Annotated in this window: 17 protein-coding genes and 1 tRNA gene; 14 read left to right on the top strand and 4 right to left on the bottom strand. The window is 54.5% G+C overall.

What is annotated here, in order from left to right; translation table 11 throughout:
- Positions 1-13 precede the first annotated feature (13 nt).
- Complete coding sequence (locus RYZ18_RS01165; protein ID WP_317654551.1) at positions 14-634, bottom strand: LysE family translocator; 621 nt, start codon at positions 632-634, stop codon at positions 14-16.
- Between the two features lie 7 nt (positions 635-641).
- Positions 642-1,457, bottom strand: a complete 816-nt coding sequence (gene fabI / locus RYZ18_RS01170) for an enoyl-ACP reductase FabI (RefSeq protein WP_317654552.1) — start codon at positions 1,455-1,457, stop codon at positions 642-644.
- Positions 1,458-1,610: 153 nt separating this feature from the next.
- Between fabI and pdxH the strand changes: the two genes are divergently transcribed.
- From pdxH to RYZ18_RS01215, 9 genes are all read left to right on the top strand, one after another.
- Positions 1,611-2,222: a pyridoxamine 5'-phosphate oxidase gene (pdxH, locus tag RYZ18_RS01175; RefSeq protein WP_317654553.1), complete on the top strand. Its 612-nt coding sequence runs from the start codon at positions 1,611-1,613 to the stop codon at positions 2,220-2,222.
- Positions 2,223-2,442: 220 nt separating this feature from the next.
- A complete protein-coding gene (locus tag RYZ18_RS01180) occupies positions 2,443-2,970 on the top strand; it encodes a cold-shock protein (protein WP_317654555.1) in 528 nt (175 codons plus the stop codon).
- Positions 2,971-3,004: 34 nt separating this feature from the next.
- Complete coding sequence (locus tag RYZ18_RS01185; protein WP_317654557.1) at positions 3,005-3,433, top strand: DUF192 domain-containing protein; 429 nt, start codon at positions 3,005-3,007, stop codon at positions 3,431-3,433.
- A 54-nt stretch (positions 3,434-3,487) separates the two neighbouring features.
- Positions 3,488-3,564, top strand: a tRNA-Pro gene (locus RYZ18_RS01190).
- A 231-nt stretch (positions 3,565-3,795) separates the two neighbouring features.
- Positions 3,796-4,122, top strand: coding sequence for a hypothetical protein (locus RYZ18_RS01195; RefSeq protein ID WP_317654559.1), 327 nt, complete (start codon positions 3,796-3,798; stop codon positions 4,120-4,122).
- Complete coding sequence (locus tag RYZ18_RS01200) at positions 4,112-7,771, top strand: vitamin B12-dependent ribonucleotide reductase (RefSeq protein WP_317654560.1); 3,660 nt, start codon at positions 4,112-4,114, stop codon at positions 7,769-7,771. The genes RYZ18_RS01195 and RYZ18_RS01200 overlap by 11 nt, the downstream gene beginning before the upstream one ends.
- Positions 7,772-8,188: 417 nt before the next feature.
- Positions 8,189-9,202, top strand: coding sequence for an ABC transporter substrate-binding protein (locus RYZ18_RS01205; RefSeq protein ID WP_317654561.1), 1,014 nt, complete (start codon positions 8,189-8,191; stop codon positions 9,200-9,202).
- A gap of 99 nt (positions 9,203-9,301) precedes the next feature.
- A complete protein-coding gene (locus RYZ18_RS01210; protein ID WP_317654562.1) occupies positions 9,302-10,192 on the top strand; it encodes an ABC transporter permease in 891 nt (296 codons plus the stop codon).
- Positions 10,189-11,211 (top strand): glycine betaine/L-proline ABC transporter ATP-binding protein, encoded by a 1,023-nt coding sequence (locus RYZ18_RS01215; RefSeq protein WP_317654563.1) that lies wholly within the window; start codon positions 10,189-10,191, stop codon positions 11,209-11,211. The genes RYZ18_RS01210 and RYZ18_RS01215 overlap by 4 nt, the downstream gene beginning before the upstream one ends.
- 12 nt (positions 11,212-11,223) lie before the next feature.
- On the opposite strand, the gene RYZ18_RS01220 is transcribed toward RYZ18_RS01215, so the two are convergent.
- Complete coding sequence (locus RYZ18_RS01220) at positions 11,224-12,099, bottom strand: AraC family transcriptional regulator (RefSeq protein WP_317654564.1); 876 nt, start codon at positions 12,097-12,099, stop codon at positions 11,224-11,226.
- Positions 12,100-12,151: 52 nt separating this feature from the next.
- On the bottom strand, positions 12,152-13,114 hold the full coding sequence (gene miaA, locus RYZ18_RS01225; protein ID WP_317654565.1) for a tRNA (adenosine(37)-N6)-dimethylallyltransferase MiaA: 963 nt from the start codon (positions 13,112-13,114) through the stop codon (positions 12,152-12,154).
- Positions 13,115-13,242: 128 nt separating this feature from the next.
- Between miaA and pyrH the strand changes: the two genes are divergently transcribed.
- From pyrH to dxr, 5 genes are all read left to right on the top strand, one after another.
- Complete coding sequence (pyrH, locus tag RYZ18_RS01230) at positions 13,243-13,974, top strand: UMP kinase (protein ID WP_317655780.1); 732 nt, start codon at positions 13,243-13,245, stop codon at positions 13,972-13,974.
- A 69-nt stretch (positions 13,975-14,043) separates the two neighbouring features.
- Positions 14,044-14,610 carry a ribosome recycling factor gene (gene frr / locus RYZ18_RS01235; protein ID WP_317654567.1) on the top strand — a complete coding sequence of 189 codons (567 nt, stop codon included), beginning with the start codon at positions 14,044-14,046 and terminating at the stop codon, positions 14,608-14,610.
- 19 nt (positions 14,611-14,629) lie between these two features.
- Positions 14,630-15,346, top strand: a complete 717-nt coding sequence (locus tag RYZ18_RS01240; RefSeq protein WP_317654569.1) for an isoprenyl transferase — start codon at positions 14,630-14,632, stop codon at positions 15,344-15,346.
- Positions 15,343-16,131, top strand: coding sequence for a phosphatidate cytidylyltransferase (locus tag RYZ18_RS01245; protein ID WP_317654570.1), 789 nt, complete (start codon positions 15,343-15,345; stop codon positions 16,129-16,131). The genes RYZ18_RS01240 and RYZ18_RS01245 overlap by 4 nt, the downstream gene beginning before the upstream one ends.
- Positions 16,132-16,146: 15 nt before the next feature.
- A complete protein-coding gene (gene dxr, locus RYZ18_RS01250; RefSeq protein ID WP_317654571.1) occupies positions 16,147-17,325 on the top strand; it encodes a 1-deoxy-D-xylulose-5-phosphate reductoisomerase in 1,179 nt (392 codons plus the stop codon).
- The last annotated feature ends 14 nt before the right edge of the window (positions 17,326-17,339 follow it).

Below are 17,339 nucleotides of genomic sequence, written 5' to 3' on the forward strand. Positions count from 1 at the left end.
GTTTCTCCTTTGATCAACCAAGGGCAAGCTTGGCACCCATAAGTGCCAGAAGCCCGCCAAATATACGCTCAATCACGGGTTTGAAACCCAAATAGGCACGCCGTGGCCCCGATAGCGAGAAAATACGCGCCACAATCAGGTTCCAGCCTGCGTCATTTACAAAGATCATGCCCAACACCACCGCATAGACCCAGTGAACTGGATTGGCGGGCAGGAAGGTGAGGAAGATCGTGCCGAAAAACACGGCGGGCTTGGGATTGGCAAGCTGTGTCGCAATGCCAAACCAGATCAATTTCGCCGCCGATTTTGGGGCCTCATCCGCGGGGATTGGCGTGACCTCAAAGGGCAGGGCGGCGCTGCGCCATACCTTGAGAGCCAAGTAAAAGAGATATCCCGCCCCAACCAGTTTTAACCCCAAAAGCACGGCAGGGGCGTGTTCGAACAGAATCGCAAGGCCAAAAATCGCGGCTACGGCCCACAAGCAGGCCCCAACGCCAAAACCAATGGCGAGGAAAATTGCGCGATCAAACCCATCGCGCGCCGCGCTGCGGGCCGCCAAAAGTGTTGTGGGGCCGGGGCTCATGGCGGCGGCCAGATGCACCAAATAAATCGCGAGAAATGCCGCGACTGTCATGGCGCCCCTAGTCCTTGCGCCCCGTCACGACATCAATATCAGGCGCATCCACCGCTTTCATGCCCACCACGTGATATCCTGCATCCACGTGCAAATTCTCGCCCGTCACACCAGAGGCGAGATCAGACAGCAGATAAAGCGCGGATTTGCCCACATCCTCGATGGAGACATTGCGGCGCAGCGGCGAATTCAGCTCGTTCCACTTGAGGATATAGCGGAAATCGCCAATGCCCGAGGCGGCCAAGGTTTTGATCGGCCCCGCGGAAATAGCATTCACGCGGATATTCTGTTTGCCCAGATCTTCGGCCAGATACATCACGGACGCTTCAAGCGCGGCTTTCGCGACCCCCATGACGTTGTAATGCGGCATCACCTGTTCCGCGCCATAATAGGTCAGCGTCAGCGCCGAGCCGCCATTGGTCATAAGCTTTTCGGCGCGCTGCATCACAGCGGTGAAAGAATAGACCGATATATTCATCGTCATTTCGAAATTCGCGGCGCTTGTGTCCACATAGCGGCCACGCAATTCGTTTTTGTCGGAAAATCCAATAGCGTGAACGATGAAATCGAGACTGCCCCATTTGTCTTTGAGAGACTCAAAAACCGCGTCTAGGCTGTCATTATCGGTCACATCGCAAGGCAGCACCACATCGGAACCCAGTTCCGCCGCCAATGGTTGCACCCGCTTGAGCAGTTGTTCGCCTTGATATGAAAACGCCAATTCGGCGCCATGCTCTGCAAGGGCTTTTGCAATCCCCCACGCGATGGATTTGTCATTTGCAAGGCCCATAATCAGCCCGCGCTTGCCAGTCATAATCCCCATGCCGCCCTCAATCCTTGTCGCTATTGTTGGGTTAGGAAGGGTTTAGACCTTTGGGGTCACAGCTTCAAGATGTCCCGTCAGCCTTGAAGGGGGGGCGTGTGCGCTCTAGGTTGAGACGCGGCAGAAATGCCGCAATAATAAATGAGGCATAGCATGACCGATCGCACAGGAATTTTTGCAGGGGATGATCCATTCGCCATTGCGCGCGCATGGATGAAGGAGGCTGAGAAAAGCGAACTCAACGATCCTGATGCGATTGCTTTGGCCACGGTTGACGCGCATGGCCTGCCCAATGTGCGCATGGTTTTGCTGCGTCAAATTGAAGATGACGCTTTTGTTTTTTTCACCAATTACGACAGTAAAAAGGGCCAAGAGATCAGCGCGAGTGGCAAGGCGGCCTTTGTGCTGCATTGGAAATCCTTGCGCCGTCAGATTCGGGTGCGGGGCATAGTGACCCGTGAGGATGGGGCGCAGGCGGATGATTATTTCGCCTCACGCTCTCTGAAAAGTAGGCTTGGGGCATGGGCCTCGCGTCAATCACAACCCTTGGACAGTCGCGCCTCATTGATGGCGGATGTTGCTAAAATCACCGTTGAGAAAGGCCCAAACCCACCGCGCCCCCCATTTTGGGGCGGATTTCGCATCACACCTGTGGAAATTGAATTTTGGGCCGATGGTGCATTTCGTCTGCATGATCGGTTTCGGTGGACGCGTGATCTCGGGGCAGATGCATCGAATTGGACCGTGCAGCGGTTAAACCCTTAAATTGCGCGAGGGCGGGACGTTTCTTGTTGAGAAACGCATCAACTGCGCCATCAGAAAATGCTTAATTTGATTATTTTTAGGTGGTGATTTTGCATAAATCACCAATAATTATCTTTTTTCGACATAAATTTTAATTTCTTCTTGCAGATATATTCGCTTCGGGCCAAACCCTTAGGCAGGGACGGATGGGCTTAGGCCCGAAGACATAGGATGCACCACAATGACGGAAGTCGATCGCTACATGGGGGTGGCGGTTCGTGGCAAAGTGAAATGGTTTGATGCCACCAAAGGGTATGGATTTATCCTTGCCGATGACGGTGGCCCAGACATTTTATTGCACGCGAATGTATTGAGAAATTTTGGCCAAAGCTCGATTGCTGAAAATGCATATGTCGAGGTGGTCGTGAATTACACAGACCGCGGTGCGCAAGCGCAGGAGGTGTTGTCATTAACACCGCCAAGCGAGCAAGAGGTGGATTTTCACCCGCGTATTGATATACCGCAGACAGATGCACCTTTCGTTGCGGCGCGGGTGAAATGGTTTGACAAGGCAAAGGGGTTTGGCTTTGCGAATGAATTTGGCATTGCCGATGACATATTTATCCATGTCGAGATTTTGCGCCGCTTTGGCTTTGCCGATTTGCAGCCGGGCGAGGCGCTTGCCGTTCGCATTGTCGATGGCCCGCGCGGTAAGATGGCCGCAGAGGTGCGCGCGTGGGATTATGTGCAGCACGAGAATTTGGATTAACACGGCGGCGGCCCTTGGGTTGGCGTTCACTGCGATGTCTGCGCAGGCAGCTTGCCGCCCCGAACGGGTCGAGATCAAAGGTGATTTCGGGACGGCACGCTTTACAGTGGAAATCGCAGACGAGCCGCAAGAGCGCGCAGTCGGTTTGATGAATCGCCCCGCAATGCCGCGTATGGCGGGGATGTTGTTCATCTACGAGCGTCCGCAGCCCGCCAGCTTTTGGATGGAAAACACCCTGATCCCTCTCGATATGTTGTTCATCGATTCGCGCGGGCAGGTGGTTCACATCCATGAAAACGCGATTCCCCTTGATCGCACGCCCATCCGTGGCGGTGATGAGATTCTCGCAGTGCTTGAAATCAATGGTGGCATGTCAGAAATGCTGAATTTGCAGGTCGGTGCGGTGATCCGCCACCCGCAAATGCCACAACAGGGCGCTTTGTGGCCCTGTGAAGTTCAATAGAAGTGCATGAGTGCTCTTTTCATCCGTGAAAAGAGGCGCTAAGAGGCACGCAGTCGGGGCGTGGCGCAGCCTGGTAGCGCGGCGGTTTTGGGTACCGTAGGTCGTAGGTTCGAATCCTATCGCCCCGACCACTTCCACAAAAGCAGATCGTCATTTGAGCCTGAGATGGGGCGTGGTTTGCGTTTGGCGTGAATTTACCTCTAAAAGACATACTATATTTTGTAGGCAGATCTTGAGGCCAAGGTTTTTATTTACAGACCACGCCACGATGCGCGCGGCCTGATCCATGGCTTTCGTTTCATGGTCTAACCTGTCGTGCTGTAACAATTCTTTCACAAATTGAGCCCGTTGTAGGGGATTTGATGAATCACAGCGCCTCTTGTGGTTTTGCAGTTTGGGCAGATTTCAAGACTGAAAATTTTGAAAATTCACAAAAAAACCGATTGACCAAATATGTGTCCCTACGTCAGGTTGTGGGGGCTGAGAATGTTACTACAATATCTAGTGGTCTCGGTGCGGGGCAGTTCCTCAACCTTTGTCATAGCGAACCTCTTTTGGCGGTGCGGGCAAGTTTGTTTGGGTGTGTAGGGCTGGTTCCGCAAAAAAAGACGGTCAGAGCGCGTAAGACGCTGGCAGGCCGCGTTAGTTGGAACAGGGCTAGTAACAAAAGAGGCAGCCATGAAAATTGAACGTAGGTTCACCCGCGACGGCGCAGATGTATACGCAGATCTCGAATTCACTCTCACTTCTTCTGAAATTCGCAATCCAGACGGCACCATCGTCTTTAAACTAGACGAAGTAGAGGTTCCCAAATCGTGGAGCCAAGTAGCGTCGGATGTGATCGCACAGAAATATTTCCGCAAAGCAGGCGTTCCTGCACGGCTGAAGCCCGTGAAAGAAAAGGGTGTGCCTGATTTTCTTTGGCGCCATGTGGCGGATGATGAGGCCTTGGCCGAGCTGCCCGAAGATCAGCGCATTGTGGGCGAAACATCAGCCAAGCAAGTGTTCCGCCGTTTGGCAGGGGCATGGGCCTATTGGGGATGGAAGGGCGGCTATTTCTCGGCCGAGGCCGATGCGCGCGCCTATTTCGAAGAAATGCAATTGATGCTGGCGCGCCAGATGGCCGCGCCAAACAGCCCGCAGTGGTTCAACACAGGCCTTCACTGGGCTTACGGCATTGATGGCCCAAGCCAAGGCCACCACTATGTTGATTATAAAACGGGTAAGCTGACCAAATCAGCCTCGGCCTATGAGCATCCCCAACCGCATGCTTGCTTCATCCAATCCGTTGCGGACGATCTGGTGAATGAGGGCGGGATCATGGATCTTTGGGTGCGCGAAGCGCGCCTGTTCAAATATGGCTCTGGCACAGGCACGAACTTTTCGATGCTGCGGGGCGAAGGTGAAAAACTGTCGGGCGGCGGCAAATCCAGCGGTCTGATGGGCTTTTTGAAAATCGGTGACCGTGCGGCGGGCGCCATCAAGTCGGGCGGCACCACACGCCGCGCGGCAAAGATGGTGATCGTGGATGCAGACCACCCTGATATCGAAGCCTTCATCGATTGGAAGGTGATCGAAGAACAGAAGGTTGCTTCGCTTGTTGCTGGCTCGAAGATGCATGAGAAAATGCTCAACGGCCTCTTTGCGGCGGTCAAGACATGGGACGGGGATCTCGCGGATGCGACTGACCCTGCGAAAAACGGCGCGCTGAAGGATGCAATCCGCGCGGCGAAAAAAGTGTCGATCCCCGAAACCTATATCAAGCGCGTCTTGGATTATGCGCGTCAGGGTTACACATCGATTGAATTTCCGACCTATGACACAGATTGGGACAGCGAGGCCTATGCCAGCGTCTCGGGTCAGAATTCCAACAACTCGATCCGCGTGACGGATGATTTCCTTCAGGCGATCAAGGATGATGCGGAATGGCATCTGAAATCACGCGTGAACGGCAAGCCCACCAAAACCCTGCAGGCCCGTGATCTGTGGGAAAAGGTTGGTCATGCTGCATGGGCCTGTGCCGATCCTGGCATCCAGTTCCATGACACCGTTAACGCATGGCACACATGCCCTGCAGACGGGCCGATCCGTGGGTCGAACCCCTGTTCGGAATACATGTTCTTGGACGATACGGCTTGTAACCTTGCCTCGATGAACCTGCTGACCTTCTACAAGGATGGCAAGTTTGATGCAGATGGGTACATGCACGCGACCCGGCTTTGGACATTGACCTTGGAAATCTCGGTGATGATGGCGCAGTTCCCTTCAAAGGAAATCGCGCAGCTTTCTTATGATTTCCGCACCTTGGGTCTGGGTTATGCCAATATTGGCGGCCTGTTGATGAATATGGGCTTGGGCTATGACAGTGATGAGGGGCGCGCATTATGTGGTGCATTGACGGCACTTATGACGGGCGTGTCCTATGCAACATCTGCGGAAATCGCGTCTGAACTGGGGCCATTCTCAGGGTATAAGCGCAACGCGGATAACATGCTGCGCGTCATCCGTAACCATCGCCGTGCGGCCTATGGCGAGACGGATGGTTACGAAGACGTCAACGTCACCCCTGTGCCATTGGATCACGCCAACTGCCCTGATGCGCGTCTGGTCGATCTGGCCAAACAAGCATGGGATGAGGCGTTGGATTTGGGCCAAAAGCATGGCTATCGCAACGCTCAGGCCACTGTGATTGCGCCAACGGGCACAATCGGTCTGGTCATGGATTGCGACACAACAGGCATCGAGCCCGATTTCGCACTGGTTAAGTTCAAAAAACTGGCCGGTGGTGGCTACTTCAAAATCATCAACCGCTCTGTGCCTGCCGCCTTGGAAAAACTGGGCTATTCTTCCTCCGAGATTGAAGAAATCATTGCCTATGCGGTCGGCCATGGCACGCTTGGCAATGCGCCTGGTATCAACCATACCGCCTTGGTGGGGCATGGGTTTGGTCAGGCTGAATTGGACAAGATCGAAGCGGCTTTGCCACAGGCCTTTGATATCCGCTTTGTGTTCAACCAGTGGACCTTGGGTGAGGAATTCTGCACCAAAACCTTGGGCATTCCGCAGGCCAAGCTGAATGATCCGAGCTTCAATCTTCTGCAACATTTGGGCTTCTCGAAGAAGGACATCGAAGCTGCCAATGATCATGTCTGCGGCACCATGACCTTGGAGGGCGCACCTTTCCTCAAGGAAGAGCATTACAACGTGTTCGATTGCGCCAACCCATGCGGCAAGAAGGGCAAGCGTTACCTCTCGGTCAACAGCCATATCTATATGATGGCTGCAGCGCAGAGCTTTATCTCGGGCGCGATTTCCAAGACGATCAACATGCCAAATTCGGCGACAATCGAAGATTGCCAAGAGGCCTATGAATTGAGTTGGTCTTTGGGGATCAAGGCAAATGCGCTGTATCGTGATGGCTCCAAATTGAGCCAGCCTTTGGCAGCGGCCTTGGTCGAAGATGATGACGAGGCGGCAGAAATCCTTGAAAGCGGCAGCCCGCAAGAAAAAGCGGCTGTTTTGGCGGAGAAGGTGATCGAAAAGATTGTGATCAAGGAAGTGGCCCGCGCCAAGCGCGAGAAACTGCCTGAGCGCCGCAAAGGCTACACCCAGAAGGCAATTGTGGGTGGTCACAAGGTCTACCTGCGCACAGGTGAATATGCCGATGGCGCGCTTGGTGAGATTTTCATCGATATGCACAAAGAGGGCGCAGGCTTCCGTGCTATGATGAACAACTTCGCCATCGCAGTCTCGGTTGGACTGCAATATGGTGTGCCGCTTGAGGAATTCGTGGATGCCTTCACCTTCACCAAGTTCGAGCCTTCGGGCATGGTGCAGGGCAATGACTCGATCAAGAATGCAACTTCGATCCTTGACTATATCTTCCGCGAATTGGCGGTGTCCTATCTCGACCGAACCGATCTGGCCCATGTAAAGCCAGAAGGCGCAAGCTTTGACGATATGGGCCGCGGTGTCGAAGAGGGTGTCTCGAACGTCAAGGAACTGTCCGACAGCGCGGCGTCAAAATCCTTGGAAGTGCTCAAACAGATCAGCTCAACAGGCTATTTGCGCAAGCGTGTCCCACAGGATTTGGTCGTGTTGCAGGGGGGTGTCTCTAGCCTTGCCGCTACGGCGGTCGGCCAATCTGGTGCGGTCGTGGCCGAGGCGGTGCAAGCTGCTGCTGTCACCACAGGCGCCGTTGAGATTGACGCGCGCACAAAGGCCAAGATGCAAGGCTATGAGGGCGAGGCTTGTGGGGAATGTGGCAACTACACCCTCGTGCGCAACGGCACATGCATGAAGTGCAACACCTGCGGCGGCACATCGGGCTGCAGTTAAGCACAGATTTTCCATCCCGCCGCGCTGATGGTCGTTTGCCCACGATCACGCGCAGCGGGAGGGGAACACGGGGCGGGTGCGCTCGCCCCTGACGCGGATCAAGCCGCAGGCAGAAACAACGGGCGGTAAATAGAGTGAGCTTGATCAGCGAAACTGGGGGTGCCATCGGCACCCCCATTTTTTGTGGCGTTTGGTTTGTAACTGAATTGTAAAATGATGTCGCAAAGCATAGAAATGTCGCTTTTGCGATATTCATCCTTGGGTTGTGACATATTTTTAATCACATTATTTCAGTGCCTTAGGGCGATTTTAGAAATAAGTGCTTGAGAATTTTAAGTCGATATAGAACGATAACGACATAATTCGTCTGGGGCGCTTTGCGTGGCCCACAATAAAACGACCGACAGGAGAGATCATATGAAATTCGTAAAACCACTTGCCGCTGGCATTGTTGGCGCTGCCGCGCTTGGGTTTGGGGGGGCTGCATCTGCGCAAGATTGTGGTTCATTGACCATTGCTGAAATGAACTGGGCATCTGCCGAATTGATGGCAAATGTCGACAAGATCATCCTTGAGGAAGGCTATGGCTGCGATGTCGAGCTGATCCCTGGTGCGACCATGACCACTTTCACCTCGATGAATGAAAAGGCGGAACCTGATGTCGCGCCTGAATTGTGGATCAACGCGGTGCGCGACCCGCTGAACACTGCGATTGCCGAAGGCAGCCTGCATTCCGTGGTGCAAGGCCCGATTACTGGCCTTGGTGAAGGGTGGTGGGTTGATCCGCAATTTGCGATTGATCACCCCGAATTAGACACAGTCGAGAAAGTGCTGGCGCGGCCTGATCTGTTCCCATGGGCGGAAGACGAAGATATGGGGGCCTTCATGGGCTGCCCCGCAGGGTGGGGCTGCCAATTGTCGAATGCGCAACTATTCCGCGCCTTTGGTATGGAAGATATGGGGTGGCATTTGGTCGATCCTGGATCTGCGGCAGGGCTTGATGGCTCAATCGCCCGTGCGGTGGATCGGGGCGAATATTGGTTCGGCTATTACTGGTCGCCTACCGCCGTTGTCGGCAAATACAACCTTGTGATGTTGGAGTGGGAAACCCCGTGGGGCGGTTCTGAAAACTGGGATGGCTGTATCGTGAAGCCAGAGCAGGAATGCCTTGATCCACAGCCAACCTCTTATACCGAATCCGAGGTGCATACGGTCATCACAGATCGCCTGATGCAGGAGGGTGGTATCGCGGTGGATTATCTGGCCAACCGCATCTTCCCCGGCGAAGCGATGAACGCGATGTTGGTCTACATGACCGATAACCAAGCCACGGGCGAGGCTGCGGCCTTTGAATTTCTAGCCACCCATGAGGATATTTGGACGCAATGGGTGACTGAGGATGCCGCCGCTGCAATTCGCAGCGCGCTGTAAAACGCTGTCTGTGCGATTGAGACGGGCATAGACATCCAAGCGGAAAGGGCGCTGCTCTTTCCGCTTTTTCAATTCATTAAAATATACGAGGCCATCTAAATGTGGGATTTCTTTGCCGAATTTCCAAGCATCGGGCGCCGCGATCTGAGCCAATTACAACAGGGCATTGATGACGGGTTCCGCGCCTTTTCGCGTGCCTATGGCGAGGCGCTTGAGATATTTTTCAGCCCGCTTTTGCATTTCTTGGTGTGGTTTGAAAAACTGCTTCTGGCCACGCCTTGGCCAATTATCTTGGTCGTTCTCAGCGGGCTTGCATGGCTTGGCTCACGGTCATGGAAAATCACCATCGGAACATTCCTTGCCTTTGCCGTAATTGGCTATTTTGGAATGTGGGAAGATACGATGGCGACTTTGGCGATCATCTCGGTCGCAACCTTTGTTTGTATCATCGTGGGGATCCCTTTGGGGATTTTGATGGCAAAATCTGACAGGCTGCAGGGCGCGATTACGCCGATTTTGGATGTGATGCAGACAATCCCGTCATTTGTGTATTTGATCCCCGTGGTTATGCTGCTTGGTATTGGCAAGGTGCCTGGTCTGATTGCGGTTTGCATCTATGCTATTCCCCCCATCGTGCGTCTGACAAATCTCGGCATCCGACTGGTGGATCGCGAGGTTTTAGAAGCCGCCGAGGCCTTTGGCGCAAGCCCGCGGCAGAAGCTTTTTGATGTGCAAATTCCCTTGGCTCTGCCCAATATTTTCGCAGGCGTGAACCAGACGATCATGATGGCTTTGGCCATGGTTGTAATTGCGTCAATGATCGGGGTGCGGGGTCTTGGCGTGCCTGTATTGCGCGCGATTTCCAACCAATATTTGGCCCTTGGTTTGATGAATGGTTTGGCGATTGTCGCGTTGGCCATCATCTTCGACCGCGTCAGCCAATCCTATGGCAAACGCCTACAGGCGCATCGTGAGGGGGGCGAAAAATGAGCGATCCCAAAATTCAGATCAAAAACCTTTATAAGATTTTTGGAAAATCGCCCCAAAAAGCGTTGAAATCCGTCCAATCTGGCATGGGCAAGGATGCTTTGCGCGAAGAAACGGGGCATGTTCTGGGCGTGGATAACGTCTCGCTTGATATTGCGCCGCAAAATATTCAGGTGGTGATGGGTCTTTCTGGGTCGGGTAAATCCACCCTAATCCGCCATATCAACCGCCTGATTGAGCCGACCGCAGGTGAAATTTTGGTGGATGGCGAAAATGTTCTGACCATGGACAAGGATGCTTTGCGGGATCTGCGGCGTTTCAAGATGTCGATGGTGTTTCAACATTTTGGTCTTTTCCCGCATCGCCGTGTGATTGAAAACGTCACCTATGGTTTGATCGTGCAAGGCGTGGATGAGAACGAGGCCGAAAAGCGGGCCAAGCAATGGATTTCCCGCGTGGGGCTTGAGGGGTATGAAAACAATTACCCTGGGCAATTATCGGGCGGCATGCGGCAGCGCGTGGGTCTGGCGCGCGGTTTGGCAACGGATGCGGATATCTTGCTGATGGACGAGGCGTTTTCTGCGCTCGACCCGTTGATCCGCTATGATATGCAATCCATTTTGATTGATTTGCAAAAGGAACTGCACAAAACGATTGTGTTCATCACCCATGATTTGGACGAGGCGCTGCGCCTTGGCGATAATATCGCGATTTTGCGCGATGGTCATTTGGTGCAGCAAGGCAGCGCGCAAGATATCGTGTTGCGTCCTGCCGATGATTACATTGAGGATTTCATCAAGGACATCAACCGCGCCCGCGTGATCAAATTGGGTTCCATCATGCAACCTCTGGGTCGCGGGAAATTGCCTGACTCTGCACCGCGCTTGGATGCTGACACCATTTTGCAAGATGCGCTGATGGTGGTCGCGCAATCAAAGGGCAACACCGTAATTGTTGAAGAACGCGGTCAGCCCAAGGGAAAAATCACCACCCGCGCTGTCATTGAGGCGCTGCATGGCTAAGGGAAACAGGGGCTATCGGTGGCGCATGCTGTGCCATTGCCCCTGTTTTTGATCGCGATATCCGGTGGGGGTTGTGCCTGTTTCTTGACCAAAGGCGCGCGTGAAATAGGCGGGTGACGAATAGCCTAAATCGCGCGCGATTTTTGCGGCGCTGTCATGGGTATCGACCAAACGGCGGCGGGCCTCGGCCATCAGCACCTCATTGATCAGGGCAAGGGCCGTGCGCCCTGTGATTTCGCGACAGATGCGCGTGAGATGGGTGGGCGTCACATCAAGGCGTGCGGCATAGTCGGACACGCCCAATTGCGCGTTGAACCCTTGCGCCAAGAGCGCCGCAAAACGCGAGAGGAGCTGCGCCGATTTGCTGGGCTTTTTGATTTGGGTGCGCAATCTGTGGGTGGCATCGCGGTCACGTTGGTTTGAAATGAGTGTTTCACGCTCAAGCATCGCTGAGAGCAGCAGACCAAATCCCCGTTTCATGCGTCTCGCTGAAGGGGTGTCTTGATCTTCTAGCCGCGCCATCCGCTCAATGAGGCCCGTCAACTCTACCTGCGCTTCGGCGGAACTGGGGGTGAGGCAAAGGGATGTTTGCGGCAATTCCAAATCGGCAAGATTTGGGAAATAGGCCACATGGCCTTGTAATTGCGTGGGCAATTCAATCGATAACAGCATTGAGGCTGGAATGAATAAAATCTTGGGGCCTGTGGCCATGATCGGGTGCAAATCCGCCGTGATGCGGGTTGTGCCGCGCGTCAGCCAAAACAAGCGCGATTTGAGGCAGTGATGCGCCAATTCATGCCGCCAAGCGCCATGAAGTCGAATTTGACCAATCGTTCGTGCGGCATAGGCGGGCGCGTTGGTAGGGCCCACCTCTTGCTGATCCGACATTATCCCCTATCCGATTCGTGCCTATGTCCCCAAATGTATAGGCACCTAAAATTTAGACAGGAATATATATATCTGTCCATCCTGTGGACTGCGCGCGCAGCCACGTCCGTTGCCTTTTTGCATATTGGCGCGAGGCGATAATGGCGGCCTCTATGGCTGTCTCAAGCGAAATGTCACCGCGAAGGTGGGAGATTAATTCAGGTGCGCCGATGGCTTTGGCCGCGCCTTGCAGCTGCTCCCAATGGGGCAAGGCGGCCCGCGCCTCATCCAATGCGCCCTCTTTTATCATTGTATGAAAGCGGCGGGCGATGCGGTCATTGAGCCAATCTCGATCGGCCATGAGTTTGAACGCCGCCACCTGATCCAGAGGCAGAAGGGGGGCAGGCGTTTCGGCCTGCCATTGCGAGAGGGGTTTTCCTGTGGCGCGCCACACCTCCCAAGCGCGCTGAACGCGGGCGCGGTTTTGTCTGTCAATCTTTGCATAAATCACGGGGTCGGATTGCTCTAAATCGGCCAAAAGGTCCGCATGGCTTTGTCCATCTGCCGCGATGCGCACGGCCTTTGGCACAGGCGGGATTTCGGCCAAACCTTCGGTTAGCGCACGAAAATAAAGCCCTGTGCCTCCCACGATAATGGGACGCGGCCCTGTGCGCAGCAGCGGCGCCAAATCGCGCAGCCATGCCCCCACGGAATAATCGCCCAAAAACGGCACATGCCCATAGAGATGATGCGGGCATCTGTCCTCGTCCGCGGCACTGGGGCGGGCGGTCAAGAGGCGCCATCCGTCATAGACTTGCAGCGCGTCTGCATTGATGATTTGCCCACCCCACCTGTCAGCCAAGGCAAGGGCAAGCGCAGATTTCCCGCTGGCCGTGGCCCCCGCAATCAGGATCGGACGATCAGGCGCAATGTCTTTTGCGAATTCCAAATTAAATGCGTCCAATGCCGTGCCTTTTTCCTGATCTTTTGCGGCGCGCCTAGCAATATCTGGTTTCGCTTGGGCGTGCTTTGGCATATTTAGTCGCTAGGGCAGGCGCGACCGTTGAAGTGATCCGCATTTTAGACGATGATGCGCCAAGCTCAATCACCCATTGGTGGCTTTGGCCCGATCTGCGGCCTGCCACCCGTTTGAACGAGGATATCATGGCCGCAAGCGATGCCACCCCCACAACAACCTATAAACGCGTCATGCTGAAAATTTCGGGCGAGGCCTTGATGGGCGATAAGGGCTTTGGCCTCAATCCGCCCACAGTCGAGCGGATCGCGCGCGAGGTAAAATCGGTGCATGATTTGGGGGTGGAGATTTGCATGGTCATTGGGGGCGGCAATATCTTTCGCGGCTTGCAAGGCAGCGCGCAGGGGATGGAGCGCACCACAGCCGATTATATGGGGATGCTGGCCACGGTGATGAACGCGCTTGCGATGCAAAGCGCGCTTGAGGGGCTTGGGGTCTTTACCCGCGTGATCTCGGCCATTCCGATGGATCAGGTCTGCGAGCCTTATATCCGCCGCCGTGCGGTGCGTCATTTGGAGAAAAAGCGCGTCTGTATTTTTGCAGCAGGCACAGGAAACCCCTATTTCACAACAGATACAGCCGCCACATTGCGCGCCAATGAGATGCATTGTGATGCAATCTTTAAGGGCACCAAGGTGGACGGGGTCTATGATAAAGATCCCAAAAAACACGCCGATGCGAAACGCTTTGACGAGATCAGCTATGATGAGGTTCTCGCACAGCATCTTGGCGTCATGGATGCCTCGGCCATCGCGCTTGCGCGCGAAAACGACACCCCGATCATTGTCTTTAGCCTTGATGAGCCAGGTGGATTTCGGGGGATTTTGTCGGGGCAGGGAACCTATACAAAAGTGCGCTAAAGCCATAGAAACAGGCAGCCCCGCAGGTTATATGGGGCCAAAGCGACCTGACAAGCGAGGAGTGAGGCAATGTCAGCAGATGAATTCGAACTTGATCTAGATGATCTGACCCGCCGGATGGAGGGCGCAATTTCCGCCCTGAAAACGGAATTCGCCTCTCTGCGCACAGGCCGCGCCTCCGCCACGATGCTCGAACCTGTTATGGTTGAGGCATATGGCCAGATGACCCCCATCAATCAGGTGGGCACCGTAAACGTGCCAGAGCCGCGCATGGTCACCATCAATGTGTGGGACAAGGCAATGGTCGGTAAGGTGGAAAAAGCCATTCGTGAATCGGGCTTGGGTATTAACCCGCAACTGAACGGCACGATCATCATGCTGCCGATCCCCGAATTGAACGAAGAACGCCGCCGCGAATTGACCAAAGTTGCTGCGCAATATGCCGAACACGCCCGTGTGGCCGTGCGCAATTTGCGCCGTGACGGGATGGATCAAATCAAAAAAGCCAAATCAGCGGGCCTGAGTGAGGATGACCAGAAATTCTGGGAGACCGAAGTGCAACAGTTGACCGATAGTTTTATCGCCAAAGTTGACGCGGCGCTTGAGGGCAAGCAAGCCGAGATCATGCAGGTCTAGGCAAAGTAAAAAAGGGGATATGCGGATGAGCCGAAGCAATCCTGCCCATGTCGCCATTATCATGGATGGCAATGGTCGTTGGGCAAAGATGCGCGGCCGCCCGCGTCTTGTTGGCCATCATGCGGGCGCTGCGCGGGTCAAGGAAATTGCGCGGGCCTGCCCTGATTTAGGTGTGAAATACCTGACGATTTTCGCCTTTTCGACCGAAAACTGGAAACGTACCCAAACAGAAGTTGCGGGCCTCATGCGCCTGTTTCGGCGGTATCTGACCAATGAAACCAAGGCCTTGATCAAGGCAGGGGTGCGGGTGCGTTTCATCGGGGATCGCGTGCGCCTTGAGCCGTCTTTGGTCGAGATGATGGACAATCTTGAATTGATGACCGCTGAAAATGACAAGCTGCATTTGACGGTTGCCTTGAATTATGGCGGCCGCGATGAGGTGAGCCGCGCCGCCAAGCGTTTGGCCCATGATGTGGCCGCGGGGAAAATCAAAGCCGCTGATATTGATGACGAAACCTTCCCCAAATATCTCGACACCTATGTGTTGCCTGATCCTGATCTGGTGATCCGCACATCGGGCGAGGCGCGCATTTCGAATTTTCTTTTGTGGCAATCTGCCTATTCTGAATATGAATTCGTCAATACGCTTTGGCCTGATTTCACTGCCCAAGAATTTGCCGAAATTCTTGCCCGCTATGGTCTGCGCGAGCGCCGTTTTGGTGGGGTCACTGCGTGAGCGATCAACCCCAAAGCCTGTTTTCTGATTTCTGGCCGCGTATGATCACAGGGCTTTTGATGGCTGTGACGGGTCTTTATGCGGTTTGGTTGGGTGGCCCCGTTTATGTTGGCATGATTTTCCTGATCGCAGGGATTTTGATCTGGGAATTGGCCGTGATGTTGGGCGCCTCGTTGATGCGCTCGGCGGGGCTTGGGGCAGGGATGATTGCCTGCCTTTATGCCGCCCATATTCTGCCACCTGCCTATGCGCTGCCTATTTTGTTTTTGCCTGCCTTTCTTGGCCTTGTTTTGCTGCAAGAGCGGCGCGAAAAATATATGCCCTTCGCGCTGTTGATCAGCTTTGCCGCTTACGGCCTTTTGGCACATCGCGAGACCTTTGGCTTTGTCTGGATGACATGGCTCGTTTTGGTTGTGGTTGCGACCGATATTGCGGGCTATCTCGTTGGCCGCGTTGTGGGTGGGCCAAAGTTTTGGCCGCGTGTTAGCCCAAAGAAAACATGGTCTGGAACGATTGCAGGCTGGATTGGTGCGGGATGCGTTGGGGTTGCCTATATGACCCAAACAGAAGCAGGCGCAGGGATTATTGCAATTTCAGTTGCCTTGGCCTTTGCCAGCCAGATGGGGGATTTGGCGGAAAGCGCCATTAAGCGTCATGTGGGGGTCAAGGACAGCTCGCGATTATTGCCCGGACATGGCGGAGTTTTTGACCGTTTTGATGGTATGATTGGCGCTGCGGCTTTGCTACTCTTGGTTGAAAGCTTAACAAGCTTCCCACCGCAATAAGGGAAAATTGCTCAGATGCGCCGTGTCAGTATTTTTGGGGCCACTGGCTCCATCGGGCAGAACACCCTCGATTTGATCGCGCGCGCCCCTGATGCCTATCGGGTTGTGGCACTTTCGGGCGGGGGCAATATTGACCAATTGGCGCGGGATGCCATCTCACATCGTGCCGAAATCGCGGTAACCGCCTATGAAGATCGGCTGCCTGATCTGAAATCTGCGCTTGCAGGAACGGGGGTTGAGGCCGCCGCAGGCGAGGCCGCGTTGATCGAGGCCGCATCGCGCCCTGCCGATTGGGTCATGTCGGCCATTGTAGGCGCGGCGGGCATCGCGCCTGGATTTGCGGCGCTGGAACAAGGCGCGACGCTGGCTTTGGCAAATAAGGAAAGCTTGGTTGCGGCGGGGCAATTGCTTTTGGCAACGGCCGCATCCCATGGTGCAAGGATCTTGCCCGTAGACAGCGAACATTCCGCCGTTTTTCAAGCCCTTGTCGGTGAAGATATTGCCGAGGTTGAGCGCGTGATCATCACCGCGTCTGGCGGCGGTTTGCGGCATTGGCCGATTGAGAAATTGGCCCATGCGACACCCGAAGATGCGGGGGCGCATCCGAATTGGGATATGGGGCAAAGGATTACAATCGACAGCGCATCAATGTTTAACAAGGCGCTGGAACTCATTGAAACGCGAGAATATTTTGGGATTTCGCCCGCGCAGATAGAAACCATCATCCACCCGCAATCCTTAATCCATGCTTTGGTGGGGTTTCGCGATGGTGCGTTGATGGCCCATCTTGGCCCGCCAGATATGCGCCATGCGATTGGCTATGCCTTATATTGGCCAAAGCGTCAGGATCTTCCTGTCGCGCGGCTTGATCTGGCGCAGATTGCGCAACTGCAATTCGAGGCGCCAGATTTGGCGCGTTTTCCTGCCTTGCGCCTTGCCCGCGATGTGATGGAGATGCGCGGGGGGGCTGGGGCCGCCTTCAACGCCGCCAAGGAAGTGGCGCTTGACGCGTTTTTGGCGCGCGAGATTGGATTTATGGACATGGCTGCGGTGGTTGAAGAGACACTTGCCGCGCTTTCCAAGGAATTAACCCTGTCAAATCCGCTTGAAACCCTTGCAGATGTTCTCGCGATGAACCATCTCGCAAGGGTGCGGGCGCGGTCAGTGATTTCTGTGCAGATCAAAAAGACATAAAATACAGGGCAAGT

Origin of the sequence: Roseovarius sp. 10 (assembly GCF_033100315.1) — a bacterium.
In the GTDB taxonomy this organism is placed as follows: Bacteria; Pseudomonadota; Alphaproteobacteria; order Rhodobacterales; family Rhodobacteraceae; genus M30B80.